Below are 14,037 nucleotides of genomic sequence, written 5' to 3' on the forward strand. Positions count from 1 at the left end.
TTATGACGACCCTAACATCGGCGCCGCTGGTGCGCGCCATCAACTGGAACATCATCGAAGACGACAAGGATCTGGAGGTATGGAACCGCCTGACCTCCAACTTCTGGCTGCCGGAGAAGGTGCCGCTGTCTAACGATATCCCCTCCTGGGCCACGCTGACGCCGAAGGAGCAGCAGCTGACCATTCGGGTGTTTACCGGGCTGACGCTGCTGGACACCATCCAGAACACCGTCGGCGCGCCGGCCCTGATCGCCGATGCGCTGACGCCGCACGAAGAGGCGGTGTACTCCAACATCAGCTTTATGGAGGCGGTACACGCCCGCTCGTACAGCTCAATCTTCTCCACCCTGTGCCAAACGCCGGACGTGGACGATGCCTACCGCTGGAGCGAGGAAAACCGCGCGCTGCAGAAAAAGGCCGGCATCATTCTGGCCCACTACCGCAGCGACGATCCGCTGTTGAAGAAGGTTGCCAGCGTGTTCCTCGAGTCGTTCCTGTTCTATTCGGGCTTTTATCTGCCGATGTACTGGTCGAGCCGCGCCAAGCTGACCAACACCGCCGATCTGATCCGCCTGATCATTCGCGACGAGGCGGTGCACGGCTACTACATAGGCTATAAGTTCCAGAAAGGGCTGGAGAAAGTGGACGCCGCGCGGCGCCGGCAGGTGAAAAACTTCGCCTTCGACCTGATGCAGGATTTGTACGACAACGAGGTGCGCTACACCGAGGAGCTGTACGACGGCGTCGGCTGGACGGAAGACGTGAAAACCTTCCTGCACTACAACGCCAACAAGGCGCTGATGAATCTGGGATATGAAGCGCTGTTCCCACCGGCGATGGCGGAGGTCAACCCGGCTATCCTGTCGGCATTGTCGCCGAACGCCGATGAAAACCACGACTTCTTCTCCGGCTCCGGTTCGTCTTACGTCATCGGCAAGGCGGTCAACACCGAGGATGAGGATTGGGATTTCTGAGGGTTGGCTGGCCGTATCAGGAAAAGGCTTTCGCGGGAGTGCGACGTGTCGTGCTCCCGCGACTATGTGTTTTGCTTGAAGGCCGCACGCAGCTCAAGCCGCCGCCAAATAGCGCGTTTCTCCGCGTCGCTGGCGGTCGGCCAGGCGGCGATCTCCGCCCGCGTGCGCCGACATCCCCGGCACCGCTGGGTTTCGTCGTCGATGCGGCACAGGCTGACGCAGGGCGATCTCACGCCGTGCTGGAATTGCTGATTGTCGCCCGCCATAAACCGCCCTTGATGTGATGTGTGCCGCCACAGGATACCCGATCCTGCGGCGGCGCGTCGTCAATCAGATGATGCCGCCGTTGGCGCGCAGGGTTTGGCCGTTGATCCAGCCGCCGTCGTTCCCGGCGAGGAAGGCCACCGCCGCGGCGATATCTTCCGGCGTGCCCAGGCGCTCCAGCGGCGCCATCTTCGCCAGCCGCTCGATAAGCTCCGGGGTTTTACCGTCGAGGAACAGCCCGGTCGCGGTCGGCCCCGGCGCAACGGCGTTCACCGTGATATTGCGGCCGCGCAGCTCTTTTGCCAGCACGCTGGTCAGCGCCTCGATCGCCGCCTTGCTGGCGGCATACATGCCGTACCCCGGCTGCAGCAGCCCCACCACGCTGGAGGAGAAGTTGATGATGCGGCCGTTGTCGCGCAGGCGCTTCGCCGCCTCGCGCATCGTGTTGAAACTGCCTTTCAGGTTGATGTCGATCAGGCGATCCGCGTCTTCATCGCGCATGTCCGCCACCGGTGCCAGCGCCATCACCCCGGCGTTGTTGACCAGCACGTCGACGCCGCCAAACGCCTGTTCGGCGCTGTCGAACAATCGGGAAACCGCTGCCGCATCGCTGACGTCGGCTTTGGCGCCGAGCGCGCGGCCGCCCGCCTGTTCTATCTTGCGCACCAGTTCATCGGCCGGCGCCGGGTTGCCTGAATAGTTGATGATGACGGTAAAACCGTCGGCGGCCAGACGCTCGGCAATGGCGGCGCCGATGCCGCGAGATGCGCCGGTGACGATGGTGACGCGTTGAGTGGCGTTCTGCATAAGTCTCTCCTCCTGGGTCAGTGAGTTGTCATCATGCACCTTTCGGCACGGTGAATAATCCCCTATTCTTCGTTATCACTATCCGAAATAAACGAACAATTATGGACAGAATCGACGCTATGCGCCTGTTCACCCGCGTGGTAGAACAACGCAGCTTTACCCAGGCGGCGCAGGATCTGAACCTGCCGCGCTCCACCGTGACCGACGCCATCAAACAGCTCGAAGCCCGGCTGCAGGTCAGGCTGCTGCAGCGCACCACCCGCCACGTCAGCCCGACGCTGGACGGCGAAGCCTACTATCAGCGCTGCCTGAGCATTCTGGCGGACATCGAAGAGGCGGAGATGGCGTTCGCCGGCGCCAAACCGCGCGGGCTGCTGCGCATCGAGGTGCACGGCACGCTGGCGCGCCATTTTCTGTTGCCCGACTTGCCTGATTTTTTGGCGCAATACCCGGATATCGAGCTCTATATGAGCGAAGGTGATCGGCTGGTGGACGCGCTGCGGGAAGGCATCGACTGCGTGGTGCGCGTCGGCAAACTGCGGGACAGCGACATGGTGGCGCGCCGCCTGGGCGAGCTGGAAGAGGTGACCTGTGCCGCCCCGGCCTACCTGCAGCGCTTCGGCACGCCGCAAAGCCTGGACGACCTGCGCCATCACCGCATGGTGGGTTTTCGCTCTTCGGCGACCGGCGCGCTGATGCCGCTGGCGTTCACGGTGGCGGGGCAAGCGCAGCCCATCACGCTGCCGGCGACGGTGTCGGTCAGCGCGGCGGAGAGCCTGGTCGCCGCCGCCCGCGCCGGGTTGGGCATCATTCAGGTGCCGCGTTATCACCTGCGCGGCGATCTGGCCGACGGCAGCCTGTTGCCGCTGCTGCCGGATTGGCCTTCTCCGCCGATGCCGGTCTCGCTGCTTTATCCGCGCAACCGCCAGCTCTCGCCGCGAGTGCGCGTGTTTCTCGATTGGTTCAGCCGGGTGTTCGCCGAGCGCAACCGGTAGCGACCGAGTGCGTTACAGCGCGCCGTAATTCAGCGGCACCCAGTTGTACCCTTCGCCCTGGCGGTTCAGGTAGCCCAACCCTGGGAACGACAGGTGCGCGCCGCCCACCAGCTCGCTCTGCCGCGCGCTGTCGCCGAACACCCGCAGCCGTTGAGCGACCGCCGCCTTAGCGTCGCTGTCAAAGCTGATAGCCACCTTCGGATGCGGCATCTGCACCGCCGCTACGTGGATCAAATCCCCCAGCAACAGCAGCTTTTTGCCCTGGCTCGTCACCTGATAGACGCTGTGGCCCGGCGTATGCCCATGGGCGGCATAGGCGGCGATGCCCGGCGAAAGCTCGCCGTCGCCGTTGAATGGCTTAAAGTGCCCGGCCGCCTGATAAGGCTTGATCGCCGCCTGGGCTCTTTCGAAGTTGCTTTTATTTTCCGCGTTGGCCCGTTTCAGCTGGTCGGCGCTCAGCCAGAAGTCCGCGTCCTGGCTGGCGGCGCGCACCACCGCATTGGGGAATACCGCCTTGCCGTCGTGCGTCAGTCCGCCGAGGTGATCCGGGTGCATGTGGGTCAGGTAGATCTCATCCACCTGCTCCGGTTGGTAGCCCGCCGCGCGCAGGTTATCCACCAGCTTGCCCAGGCCGTCGCCCAGCAGCTGGCCGGCGCCGCTGTCGATCATCACCAGCTTGTCGCCGGTATTGATCAGATAGGCATTGACCGAGGTGACCACCGGCAGGCTTTGATGCCGCTCGGCCAACCCGGCGGCGATCTGCTGCGGCGTGGTGTTCAGCAACAGCTTGTCCGCCGGCAAGCGAATGACGCCGTCGGACAACGCGGTCACTTCAAAGCTGCCCAGCATGATGCGGTAAAATCCCGGCGTCGGGGTTTTGGCCTGCGGCGCGGCGGCCCCGGCCTGTAATGACATAACGGCCAGCGCCGCGCCCAGCAGACAACGTTTCCAGAACATGATGACTCCTTGCGATAATTGGACAGCGCTAAGTATTGACGCAAAAGGTCCGATGCGCCTGTTTAATAAATGCCTTTGATAAATATATAAATAATATATTTATTATGAATAATTTTGTTTGCCGAGCCACACAACCCCAATCCATATTTTCTCGCTCGCCACTTGGTTATTTTTCTTACTCCCTAAACCAAGAGTGAGGAAATATCATGAACTATCAATTCGAAAATCTGGTCTTTGAAGGCGGCGGCGTAAAAGGCATCGCCTATGGCGGCGCGCTGGAATTGCTGGAAGCCAAAGGCATCATGCCGCAGATCAAGCAAACCTCCGGCGCCTCGGCGGGCGCCATCGCCGCGCTGCTGGTCGGCCTGGGCTGCAGCTCGGCGGACGTCACTAAAATTCTGTCGGCGATGGATTTTAAAAAATTCCTCGATTATAACGGCGGCTTTTTCGGTACGCTCCAGGACGCCTACCGCCTGTTCAATCAATACGGCATCGCGCCCGGCGATTATTTCTATCAATGGTCGCGCGATATTATCAAGCAATATACCGGCAAGCCGGATATTACCTTCGAGCAGTTCGAAGCGATGAAGGCGGCGAAAGGGTTCAAGTCGATTTACTTTATCGGCGCCAACCTCAACAGCGGCCAGCGCGAGGTCTATTCGCATCGCACCACGCCGCGCATGAAAGTGGCGGACGGCCTGCGCATTTCGATGTCGTTCCCGTTCGCCTTCGTGGCGAAGAACAATACCCTGGGCGATCTGTGCATCGACGGCGGCATGATCGACAACTACCCGGTGCGGCTGTTCGACTATGACTTTTCCGCCACGCCGCCTTATATCGACAGTTCCAGCCAGCGCATCAACACCCGCACCCTGGGCCTTCGCCTGGACTCCGCCGGCGAAATCGCCCAGGCCGCCGGACAGGCCGGCCCGCGCACGCCGGTCAACAACCTGTTTGATTTCACCCTGGCGGTGGCCAACGTGATGCTGGACATCCAAACCAAGGTGCACCTGGACAGCGACGACTGGAAGCGCACCGTGTATGTCGATACGCTCGACGTCGGCACGCTGGAGTTCGGCATCAGCGAGGAGAAGAAACGCGCGCTGATCGAATCCGGCCGCCGCGGCGTAGAGCGCTACTTCGCCTGGTACGACGCCGCCATGAAACAGGCCGCGTAACCGGTATTATCCCTGCCCGCGCGTACGGCCGGCGCGCGGGCAAAAAAAATCCCCGCGGGGGCGGGGAAAGGCAAAGTAACGCTAAGGATTTATAGGAGTTATACGAAGAACTTGGCCAACACCAGCAGCGACAGCGAGACGTTGATAGCGCCCCCGATACGCGTCGCGATTTGGGCGAACGGCATCAGCGACATGCGGTTGCCGGCGGTGAGGATAGCGACGTCGCCGGTACCGCCCTGCCCACTCTGGCAGCAGGAGACGATCGCCACGTCGATAGGGTGCATGCCGATTTTCTTGCCGACGAAGAAACCGGTCGCCACCAGCGCGCTGACGGTTGTGACGATCACGATCAGATTCTGTACGGTGAACGCGTCCACCAGCTCCTGCCACGGCGTGATGGCCACGCCGACCGCGAACAGGATCGGATAAGTCACGGCGGTGCGGAAGAATTTGTACACCACCTGCGAGCCTTCCTGAATGCGCGGCGACACCCCGTGCGCCAGCTTCACCGCCACGGCGGCGAACAGCATGCCCACCGGCGCCGGCAGACCGATCAGGCGGTGCAGCAGCATGCCTACCATATACAGCAGGATGGCCAGCAGCGCGCCGCAGGCGATGGTGCTGACGTCCACCTTGCCGCTGATTTTTTCCACCGCGTTCATGTCGCTGTCGCCCTGCTTGCTCGGCATCAGGCTGCCTTCGCCGGTCAGGTGCGGATAACGCTTGCCCAGTTGGTTGAGCAGGCCGGCGATGACGATGGCAGTCAGGCTGCCGAGCATCACGATCGGCAGAATGCGCCCCAACGCCACGCCCTGCTCCATGTGCAGGATCGCCGCGTAGCCCATCGACAGCGGGATCGCCCCTTCACCCACGCCGCCGGCCATGATCGGCAGGATCAGGAAGAAGAAGATCTGGAACGGCTCCAGGCCCAGCGCCATGCCGACGCCCATCCCCACCAGCATGCCGACGATCTCGCCGCACAGCATCGGAATGAAGATGCGCAGGAAGCCCTGGATCAGCACCTGGCGGTTCATGCTCATGATGCTGCCGACGATGATGCAGCAGATGTAGAGATAAAGAATGTTGGTCGATTTGTAGAACTTGGTGGTCGACTCCACCACCACGTCCGGCAGCAGGCCGTAGTGCACCAGCGCAGAAGGAATGAAGGTGGCGCAGATCGCCGCCGCGCCCATTTTGCCGATCAGCGGCAGGCGCTTGCCGAATTCGCCGCAGGCGAAACCGAAGAACGCCAGGGTGGCCACCATCACCACGATATCGCTCGGCAATTTGCCTTCCAGGCAGTCGAGCAGAATCAATACGCCGGCCAGAATAAAGAACGGTAACGGAATAATCCCTACTTTATAATTGTCCAGTATCCGCCACCATTTCTCACGCAGAGGAATATCGGCGGCCTTGTCTTTGGCTACGAGGTAAGAATCATCTGTTGTGCTCATAATCTGGCCTCTTATTAGTTTGTTCAGCCATCATAGAGAAGCGCACGGATTATCTGCTGTGATTATGTTCAAAGTTAAAAAGGGTTTTTAATGGTGGTTATGGTTTCTATGGGGTTAATTAAGATTATGTAAAAACCGGCGTGGTTTTAATGGTGTTAATACCGTTTTTATTTTAAAGCTTATCAACTTTATCGCAGACGAACAATTCTCGTCCGGTTCACTCTAATCCCGTGTGAGGGATCACAAGTTGATCGGGCGCAATATTACAGACCCCGCTTCTCGTGATAGGGTAAGGCTTCAGGATCTCTTTACGGTGAAGCACCGCCATGCGCCTCAAACTCTCATTTCAAATCAAGCTGTTTCTGTGCCTGGTGGCCTTCTCCTGCCTGCTGCTGACCTGTATCGGCGCCTATACCTATTACCAGCTGGATGCGCAGCTGCACCGCGATCTCGGCGCCCGCGCCCAGGTACAGGCGCGGGAAATCGCCCTCATTCCTTCGCTGGTGGACGCAGTGGAGAACAACGACGACGCCCGGATCGCCGCGCTGATGAAAAAAATCCGCGCCAGCAGCGACGCCAGTTATATCGTCATCGGCGATAATCATGCCCGCCACCTTTATCATTCCGAATATGAAGGCCGCCTGGGCACGCCGATGATCGGCGGCGATAATAAAGAGGTGCTGGAAGGAAAAAGCATTATTTCCATTCGCAAGGGCGGCATTGGCGTTTCATTGCGCAGCAAGGCGCCGATCGTGGATGAAAATAATCGCGTGATCGGCATCGTTTCGGTCGGCTATTTGAAATCGCATATCGATAATTTAAATGCCAGGACGTTGACGCAAATTATCGGCTCCATCGTCCTGCTACTGATCGCCCTGTTCGTCTTTTCCTGGCTGCTGTCGAAAAACCTCAAGCGCCAGATGTTCTGGCTGGAGCCGAAAGAGATCGCGCTATTGGTGCGCCAACAAAAAGCGCTGCTGGAAGCCATCTATGAAGGGGTGATCGCCATCGATCCGCAGTTGCGGATCATCACCATCAACCATGCGGCGCGCGAGCTGCTGGATCTGCACCAGCCCGCCGCCGGCTTGCTGGGCCGGCCGCTCGGCGACGTGATCCAGGCGCAGCCGAACTTCTTCGCCGCCGCGCAGCTGGGCCAGGATACGCACGACGAGGTGTGCCGCTTCAACCACGTGCGGGTGATCGCCAGCCGAGTGCGCATCATGCAGGAACAGGAGCTGCAAGGCTGGGTGATCAGCTTCCGCGACAAGAACGATATCAATACCCTGAGCAGCCAGCTCAGCCAGGTGAAACGCTATGCCGACAACCTGCGCATCATGCGCCACGAGCAGCTGAACTGGACCGCCACGCTGGCCGGGCTGCTGCATATGCAGCGCTACGACGAGGCCATCCGCTACGTGGAGGCCCAGTCGGAGGGCGCGCAGGAAATCCTCGATTTCATCTCGCAGCGCTTCAGCTCGGCGGCGCTGTGCGGCCTGCTGCTGGGCAAATACTCCAGCGCCAGAGAAAAAGGCATCGAGCTGCGCTTCGATCCGGCCTGCCAGCTGCGGCAGATCCCGGCGGCGCTGAATGAGACCGAACTGATGTCGATCGTCGGCAACCTGTTGGATAATGCCGTGGAGGCGACGCTGCACTACCCGGCCCCGCACGAAGCGATCGAGCTTTATATCAGCGACGGCAGCGACGAGCTGGTGATCGAGGTGGCGGATCGCGGCACCGGCATCGCCGAGGAGATTCGTGATACGCTGTTTGAACAGGGCGTCACCACCAAAGCGGATAAAAGCGACCACGGCATCGGCCTGCATCTGGTCGCCAGCCACGTGGCGCAGGCGCACGGCAGCATAGAAGTGTCGGACAACGAGCCGCACGGCGCGATATTCTCTATATTTATCCCTAAATAAAACCCATAACCCGATTTTTTGAGCACCCGATTATGTCACACCAAGCACTGGACGTTCTGATCGTGGAAGACGAGCCGCAACTGGCGACGCTGCACGCGGAGTTCATCGAGAAAAATTTCAACCTGCGGGTGGTGGCTTACGCCGCCACGCTGGCCGAAGCGCGGGCCAAAGCCAATGCGCATCAGCCGCGGCTGATCCTGCTGGATAACTTTCTGCCGGACGGCCAGGGCATCGAGCTGATGGAAGAACCGGCGGTGAAGAACCCCGCCTGCTCGGTGATCTTCATCACCGCCGCCAGCGACATGCATACCTGCAGCCAGGCGATCCGCAACGGCGCCTTCGACTACATCATCAAGCCGGTGTCTTACAAGCGGCTGCGCAATTCGCTCGAACGCTTCATGCAGTTTGTGCAGACCCAGCGCACCTTCAAGATTATCGATCAGGACAACGTCGATGCGCTGTACAACCTGCAGTCGAAGCAGTTCTCCAGCGAGCCGAGCGCCAAAGGCATCGAAACCAATACCCTCGAGCTGGTGCAGGCGCTGTTTATCGCCCAGCCGGCGGTGGCGCATGCGGTGGAAGACGTGGTGGAGCAGGTCGGCATCAGCAAGACCACCGCCCGCCGTTATCTGGAATATTGCGTCGCCACCCAGTTCGTGCGGGTGGAGATGCTGTACGGCAATATCGGCCATCCGCGGCGGCTGTATCGCAAGGCCTGAGGCTGCCATCTGGCTGTCATATTACGGCGATAACATAGCGCCCGACGATATCCCCCTCGATATCGGCACCTGTCGTTAAAACTGATGAAATACTGATGACTTTTGCCCGGCCTCTGGTCGGGTTTTTTATTATCCGAACGGCAGACGCAGAAGCGAAATATCCCATTGCTTCACGCCGCGTTATTTTCCCCAAAACCAATCCATTATGGCGAATAACGGCCGTCAATTTTGAGTCGCGGGCCAAATTACCATAACTAATTAAAACCTTGATGTAAACCACTAATATCCCATTTAAACGACATTCAGGGTTGTCTCAGATATTCACTGTGTTAGGGTAAAAAGCTCTTTTATTTTGCTAAGGACAGCTCATATCGCTTTAATTAAACCAGAGGAAACAGCAAATTGCATGGCAATTAAACTTGAAGTAAAGAACCTGTATAAGATATTTGGCGAACACCCGGAACGCGCATTCAAACTGCTGGATAAAGGTCTGACAAAAGATCGGCTGTTTGAAAAAACCGGCTTATCGCTCGGCGTAAAAGACGCCACTCTGGCCATTGAAGAAGGCGAGATATTTGTCATCATGGGGCTCTCCGGTTCCGGCAAGTCCACCCTGGTACGCCTTCTCAATCGTCTGATAGAACCCACCCGCGGTCAGGTACTGATCGACGGTGAGGACATCGCCAAAATATCCGACACCGCGCTGCGCACCGTGCGGCGAAATAAGATCAGCATGGTATTTCAGTCATTCGCGTTAATGCCGCACATGAATGTCCTGAATAATACCGCCTTCGGTATGGAATTAGCCGGCATACCGCTGCAGGAGCGCCAGGAAAAAGCGCTGGATGCCCTGCGCCAGGTCGGGCTGGAGAATTATGCGCTGTCTTATCCGGATGAATTATCCGGCGGTATGCGCCAGCGCGTGGGATTAGCCCGCGCCCTGGCCAATAACCCGGATATATTATTGATGGACGAAGCCTTCTCGGCGCTCGATCCGTTAATTCGTACCGAAATGCAGGATGAGCTGGTGAAATTACAGGCCCAGCATCAACGCACCATCGTGTTTATTTCCCACGATCTGGACGAAGCGATGCGCATCGGCGATCGCATCGCCATCATGCAGGGCGGTGAGGTGATCCAGGTCGGTACGCCGGACGAGATCCTGAATAACCCGGCCAACGACTATGTGCGCACCTTCTTCCGCGGCGTGGACATCAGTCATGTGTTCAGCGCCAAGGATATCGCCCAACGGCGCCCGGTGACGCTGATCCGCAAAACCCCCGGTTTTGGCCCCCGTTCGGCGCTGCAGCTGCTGCGCGATGAGGACCGAGATTATGGTTATGTGGTTGAACGCGGGAAGAAATTTATCGGCGTAGTGTCGATAGAGTCGCTGAAAAAGGCGCTGTCCGCCAATCAAACGCTGGACGATGCCCTGCTCGAGGCCCCCGCCGCCGTGCCGGCCGACACGCCGCTCAGCGATCTGATCTCCCTGGTCGCCCAGGCGCCGTGCGCGGTGCCGGTGGTGTGCGAAGAACATAACTATCTCGGCATCATCTCCAAGGCCATGCTGCTGCAGGCGTTGGACAAGGAGGGCTCCGCCAATGAGTGATACCACGCAAACCCAAGATCCCTGGGCTACCGCACCGGTCGATGCCGGTGCCGCACCCACAAACGATGCCGCCGCCAACGCCGGCGACGCCTGGTCCAGCACGCCAGCGCCGGCCGCCCATGACGCCGCCGCGTCAGGCACCGATTGGCTCAGCGGCGCCCCGGCGCAGCCGGAGCACTTCAGCCTGCTCGATCCGTTCCACAAAGCCTGGGTGCCGTTCGACGCCTGGGTCACGCAAGGCATCGACTGGCTGGTGCTGCACTTCCGCCCGCTGTTCCAGGGCATCCGCGTGCCGGTCGACATGATCCTGAGCGGCTTCCAGCAGCTTCTGCTGGGCATGCCGGCGCCGATCGCCATTCTGGTGTTTTCGCTGCTCGCTTGGCAGGTCTCAGGCCTCGGCATGGGCGCCGCCACGCTGCTCTCCCTGGTCGCCATCGGCGCCATCGGTGCCTGGTCGCAGGCGATGGTCACGCTGGCGCTGGTGCTGACCGCGCTGTTCTTCTGCATTCTTATCGGCCTGCCGCTCGGCATCTGGCTGGCGCGCAGCAAGCATGCCGCCAAGGTGATTAGACCGCTGCTCGACGCCATGCAGACCACCCCGGCCTTCGTCTACCTGGTGCCGATCGTCATGCTGTTCGGCATCGGCAACGTGCCGGGCGTGGTGGTGACCATCATCTTCGCGCTGCCGCCGATCGTGCGCCTGACCATTCTGGGCATCAAGCAGGTGCCGGAGGATCTGATCGAGGCCGCCGAATCCTTCGGCGCCAGCCCGCGTCAGCTGCTGTTCAAGGTGCAGCTGCCGCTGGCGATGCCGACCATCATGGCCGGCGTTAACCAGACGCTGATGTTGGCGCTGTCGATGGTCGTCATTGCCTCGATGATCGCCGTCGGCGGTCTGGGCCAGATGGTGCTGCGCGGCATCGGCCGGCTGGACATGGGCCTGGCCGCCGTCGGCGGCGTCGGCATCGTGATCCTGGCGATCATTCTCGATCGCCTCACCCAATCGCTGGGGCGCGATCGCCGCAGCAAAGGCATCGGTCGCTGGTATCGCCGCGGCCCCATCGGGCTGCTGACTCGCCCGTTCATCAAACAAGCCTGACGCTTTTCCCGCCGGCGGCTGCGGCCCCGGCGGGCTATGACACCACCACATCGAAAAAAAGGGGAAACACTATGCGCACTACGGGCATCTGGGCTCTCGCCCTGACGACGCTGATCGGCTCACAGAGCGTGAGCGCGGCAGATTTACCCGGCAAGGGGATCGCGGTACAGCCGGTGCAAAGCACCATTTCCGAAGAGACGTTCCAGACGCTGCTGGTCAGCAAGGCGCTGGAAAAATTGGGTTACGACGTGAAGGAACCGCGTGAAGTGGATTACAACGTCGCCTACACCTCGATCGCCTCCGGCGACGCGACCTTTATCGCGGTCAACTGGGATCCGCTGCACGCCGATCAGTACAAGGCCGCCGGCGGCGACGCCAAGTTCTACCGCGAAGGCGTCTACGTCAACGGCGCCGCGCAGGGCTACCTGATCGACAAGAAAACCGCCGAACAGTACCACATCACCAACGTCGAACAGCTCAAGGATCCCAAGATCGCCAAGCTGTTCGACACCAACGGCGACGGCAAGGCCGATCTGACCGGCTGCACACCGGGCTGGGGCTGCGAAGCGGTGATTAACCACCACATCAAGGCCTATGGCCTGAGCAATACCGTCGAACACAACCAGGGCAACTACGCGGCGATGATCGCCGACACCATCACCCGCTACAAAGAGGGCAAACCGGTGCTGTATTACACCTGGACGCCGTACTGGGTCAGCGATGTGATGGTGCCGGGGCGCGACGTGGTCTGGCTGCAGGTGCCGTTCTCCTCCCTGCCGGGCGAGCAGAAGAACGTCGACACCAAGCTGCCTAACGGCGCCAACTACGGCTTCCCGGTCAACACCATGCGCATCGCCGCCAATAAGCAGTGGGCCGAAGCCAATCCGGCGGCCGCCAAGCTGTTCGCCATCATGAAGCTGCCGATCGCCGACATCAACGCGCAAAACCTGCGCATGCATGAAGGCCAGGCTTCGGAAGCCGACATCCAGAACCACGTCAACGGTTGGATCAAGGCGCACCAGGCCACCTTCGACGGCTGGGTGAAAACCGCCGCCGAAGCGGCGAAGCCGTAACCGTTCAGGGGCGCCGCCAGTGCCGCGCCCCTACCCCGCCATATCGATGCCGCTGAAATGCAAAAAGCGCTCGGCGATAGTCGACATGGGCTGCGGCCAAATGCAATACACCTGGCGCCGCGGCCCGTCTTCAATCGGAATCGACACCAGCGCGCTTAAGCGTTGCGCGGTCGAAATCGGTACGATGCCCGCCGCCAGCCCGCGCCGCACCAAATTCTCCAGCCATTCGATATGATCGATTTCAAAACTGACGTGCCGACGAATGCCCGCCGCCTGAAAGGCGCGATCGGTTTGGCGCCGCGCGCCGGTGCCGCTGTAGAAATCCACCAGCGGCACTTCCGCCAGCGCCTGCAGGTTCACCCGCTCGCGGCCGGCCAGCGGATGCTGCGGCGCCACCAGCGCCACCAGCGGCTCATCGGCCAACTGCCGGTGCGACATCGGCAGCAGATCGGCATCGCCCGGCCAGATGCCGACGAACGCCATATCGCATTTTTGCTGGCGCACGTCTTCCAGCAACGCTTCGCTCATGCCGACGTACAGGCGGATATTCACCGCCGGATAGTGGCGATGAAACTTGTCGAGCCTTTCGGTCAGAGCCATCACGTTTATCGTTGAAATAGTGCCGATGGTCAGGGTGCCGGACACCGCGCCGTCGGCCGCCGTCACCTCCTCCACCAGCGCCTGCTGCGCCGCCAACAGGCGCTGCGCTGGGGCCACGAAAGCCTGGCCGGCCGGGGTCAACCGCACCCGACGCGAAGTGCGTTCAAACAGCGTGCAGCCCAGCTCCTCTTCCAGTTTGGCGATCTGGTGGCTCAGCGCCGACTGCACCGTATGGCAGCGCTGCGCCGCCCGGGTAAAGTTCAGCTCTTCCGCCACCGCCAGCGCATAGCGGATCTGTTTCAGGTTCATGGCATCTATCTTGAAATGAGATAAATAAAATGAAAATTATACATTGGTTTCCCGGCGTGCGTTGCCGGATACTGCGCGCC

Annotated in this window: 14 protein-coding genes; 8 read left to right on the plus strand and 6 right to left on the minus strand. The window is 60.4% G+C overall.

Translation table 11 applies throughout. The annotated features are described in order from the left end of the window. Nucleotides 1-2 precede the first annotated feature (2 nt). Entirely contained in the window at nt 3-974 is a 972-nt protein-coding gene (gene nrdF / locus EKL15_RS02270) for a class 1b ribonucleoside-diphosphate reductase subunit beta (protein ID WP_038872807.1), read from the plus strand. Between the two features lie 62 nt (nt 975-1,036). Here the strand turns inward: nrdF and EKL15_RS02275 are convergent, their stop codons facing one another. Together EKL15_RS02275 and EKL15_RS02280 are read right to left on the minus strand one after the other, a co-directional pair. Further along, nucleotides 1,037-1,240 (minus strand): DUF1289 domain-containing protein, encoded by a 204-nt coding sequence (locus EKL15_RS02275; protein ID WP_060425090.1) that lies wholly within the window; start codon nt 1,238-1,240, stop codon nt 1,037-1,039. Nucleotides 1,241-1,304: 64 nt separating this feature from the next. Then, nucleotides 1,305-2,045, minus strand: coding sequence for an SDR family oxidoreductase (locus EKL15_RS02280; protein ID WP_060441091.1), 741 nt, complete (start codon nt 2,043-2,045; stop codon nt 1,305-1,307). A gap of 101 nt (nt 2,046-2,146) precedes the next feature. On the opposite strand from EKL15_RS02280, the gene EKL15_RS02285 reads away from it, so the two are divergent. Beyond that, on the plus strand, nt 2,147-3,040 hold the full coding sequence (locus EKL15_RS02285; RefSeq protein WP_048234590.1) for a LysR family transcriptional regulator: 894 nt from the start codon (nt 2,147-2,149) through the stop codon (nt 3,038-3,040). A gap of 12 nt (nt 3,041-3,052) precedes the next feature. Here the strand turns inward: EKL15_RS02285 and EKL15_RS02290 are convergent, their stop codons facing one another. Continuing rightward, nucleotides 3,053-3,997 (minus strand): MBL fold metallo-hydrolase, encoded by a 945-nt coding sequence (locus EKL15_RS02290; RefSeq protein ID WP_087762380.1) that lies wholly within the window; start codon nt 3,995-3,997, stop codon nt 3,053-3,055. 206 nt (nt 3,998-4,203) lie between these two features. On the opposite strand from EKL15_RS02290, the gene EKL15_RS02295 reads away from it, so the two are divergent. Next, on the plus strand, nt 4,204-5,175 hold the full coding sequence (locus EKL15_RS02295) for a patatin-like phospholipase family protein (protein WP_048234592.1): 972 nt from the start codon (nt 4,204-4,206) through the stop codon (nt 5,173-5,175). Nucleotides 5,176-5,273: 98 nt separating this feature from the next. Here the strand turns inward: EKL15_RS02295 and EKL15_RS02300 are convergent, their stop codons facing one another. After that, complete coding sequence (locus EKL15_RS02300) at nt 5,274-6,629, minus strand: 2-hydroxycarboxylate transporter family protein (protein ID WP_033635692.1); 1,356 nt, start codon at nt 6,627-6,629, stop codon at nt 5,274-5,276. 326 nt (nt 6,630-6,955) lie between these two features. On the opposite strand from EKL15_RS02300, the gene EKL15_RS02305 reads away from it, so the two are divergent. Continuing rightward, on the plus strand, nt 6,956-8,548 hold the full coding sequence (locus tag EKL15_RS02305; protein ID WP_203088713.1) for a sensor histidine kinase: 1,593 nt from the start codon (nt 6,956-6,958) through the stop codon (nt 8,546-8,548). 32 nt (nt 8,549-8,580) lie between these two features. Next, nucleotides 8,581-9,267 carry a response regulator gene (locus tag EKL15_RS02310; protein WP_033635694.1) on the plus strand — a complete coding sequence of 229 codons (687 nt, stop codon included), beginning with the start codon at nt 8,581-8,583 and terminating at the stop codon, nt 9,265-9,267. Between the two features lie 16 nt (nt 9,268-9,283). Here the strand turns inward: EKL15_RS02310 and EKL15_RS02315 are convergent, their stop codons facing one another. Next, entirely contained in the window at nt 9,284-9,547 is a 264-nt protein-coding gene (locus tag EKL15_RS02315) for a hypothetical protein (RefSeq protein ID WP_203088715.1), read from the minus strand. A 126-nt stretch (nt 9,548-9,673) separates the two neighbouring features. Here EKL15_RS02315 and proV point away from each other — a divergent pair, with 126 nt between their 5' ends. The 3 genes from proV to proX all read left to right on the plus strand — a co-directional run bounded on the left by proV (nt 9,674) and on the right by proX (nt 13,048). Continuing rightward, entirely contained in the window at nt 9,674-10,876 is a 1,203-nt protein-coding gene (proV, locus tag EKL15_RS02320) for a glycine betaine/L-proline ABC transporter ATP-binding protein ProV (protein ID WP_038872840.1), read from the plus strand. Further along, on the plus strand, nt 10,869-11,975 hold the full coding sequence (gene proW, locus EKL15_RS02325; RefSeq protein WP_087762377.1) for a glycine betaine/L-proline ABC transporter permease ProW: 1,107 nt from the start codon (nt 10,869-10,871) through the stop codon (nt 11,973-11,975). Before proV ends, proW begins: the two co-directional genes overlap by 8 nt. Nucleotides 11,976-12,046: 71 nt before the next feature. Beyond that, nucleotides 12,047-13,048: a glycine betaine/L-proline ABC transporter substrate-binding protein ProX gene (gene proX / locus EKL15_RS02330; protein WP_033635697.1), complete on the plus strand. Its 1,002-nt coding sequence runs from the start codon at nt 12,047-12,049 to the stop codon at nt 13,046-13,048. Nucleotides 13,049-13,078: 30 nt separating this feature from the next. On the opposite strand, the gene EKL15_RS02335 is transcribed toward proX, so the two are convergent. Continuing rightward, complete coding sequence (locus EKL15_RS02335; RefSeq protein ID WP_038872847.1) at nt 13,079-13,957, minus strand: LysR family transcriptional regulator; 879 nt, start codon at nt 13,955-13,957, stop codon at nt 13,079-13,081. Between the last annotated feature and the right edge of the window lie 80 nt (nt 13,958-14,037).

The organism is Serratia sp. 4542, from assembly GCF_016805595.1.
GTDB classification, from domain to species: domain Bacteria; phylum Pseudomonadota; class Gammaproteobacteria; order Enterobacterales; family Enterobacteriaceae; genus Serratia; species Serratia nevei.

Excerpts from the sequence above, each read along its gene's own strand:
- nrdF (WP_038872807.1), top strand. The coding sequence starts at position 3 with ATGACGACCCTAACATCGGCGCCGCTGGTGCGCGCCATCAACTGGAAC.
- EKL15_RS02275 (WP_060425090.1), bottom strand. The coding sequence starts at position 1,240 with ATGGCGGGCGACAATCAGCAATTCCAGCACGGCGTGAGATCGCCCTGC.
- EKL15_RS02280 (WP_060441091.1), bottom strand. The coding sequence starts at position 2,045 with ATGCAGAACGCCACTCAACGCGTCACCATCGTCACCGGCGCATCTCGC.
- EKL15_RS02285 (WP_048234590.1), top strand. The coding sequence starts at position 2,147 with ATGGACAGAATCGACGCTATGCGCCTGTTCACCCGCGTGGTAGAACAA.
- EKL15_RS02290 (WP_087762380.1), bottom strand. The coding sequence starts at position 3,997 with ATGTTCTGGAAACGTTGTCTGCTGGGCGCGGCGCTGGCCGTTATGTCA.
- EKL15_RS02295 (WP_048234592.1), top strand. The coding sequence starts at position 4,204 with ATGAACTATCAATTCGAAAATCTGGTCTTTGAAGGCGGCGGCGTAAAA.
- EKL15_RS02300 (WP_033635692.1), bottom strand. The coding sequence starts at position 6,629 with ATGAGCACAACAGATGATTCTTACCTCGTAGCCAAAGACAAGGCCGCC.
- EKL15_RS02305 (WP_203088713.1), top strand. The coding sequence starts at position 6,956 with ATGCGCCTCAAACTCTCATTTCAAATCAAGCTGTTTCTGTGCCTGGTG.
- EKL15_RS02310 (WP_033635694.1), top strand. The coding sequence starts at position 8,581 with ATGTCACACCAAGCACTGGACGTTCTGATCGTGGAAGACGAGCCGCAA.
- proV (WP_038872840.1), top strand. The coding sequence starts at position 9,674 with ATGGCAATTAAACTTGAAGTAAAGAACCTGTATAAGATATTTGGCGAA.
- proW (WP_087762377.1), top strand. The coding sequence starts at position 10,869 with ATGAGTGATACCACGCAAACCCAAGATCCCTGGGCTACCGCACCGGTC.
- proX (WP_033635697.1), top strand. The coding sequence starts at position 12,047 with ATGCGCACTACGGGCATCTGGGCTCTCGCCCTGACGACGCTGATCGGC.
- EKL15_RS02335 (WP_038872847.1), bottom strand. The coding sequence starts at position 13,957 with ATGAACCTGAAACAGATCCGCTATGCGCTGGCGGTGGCGGAAGAGCTG.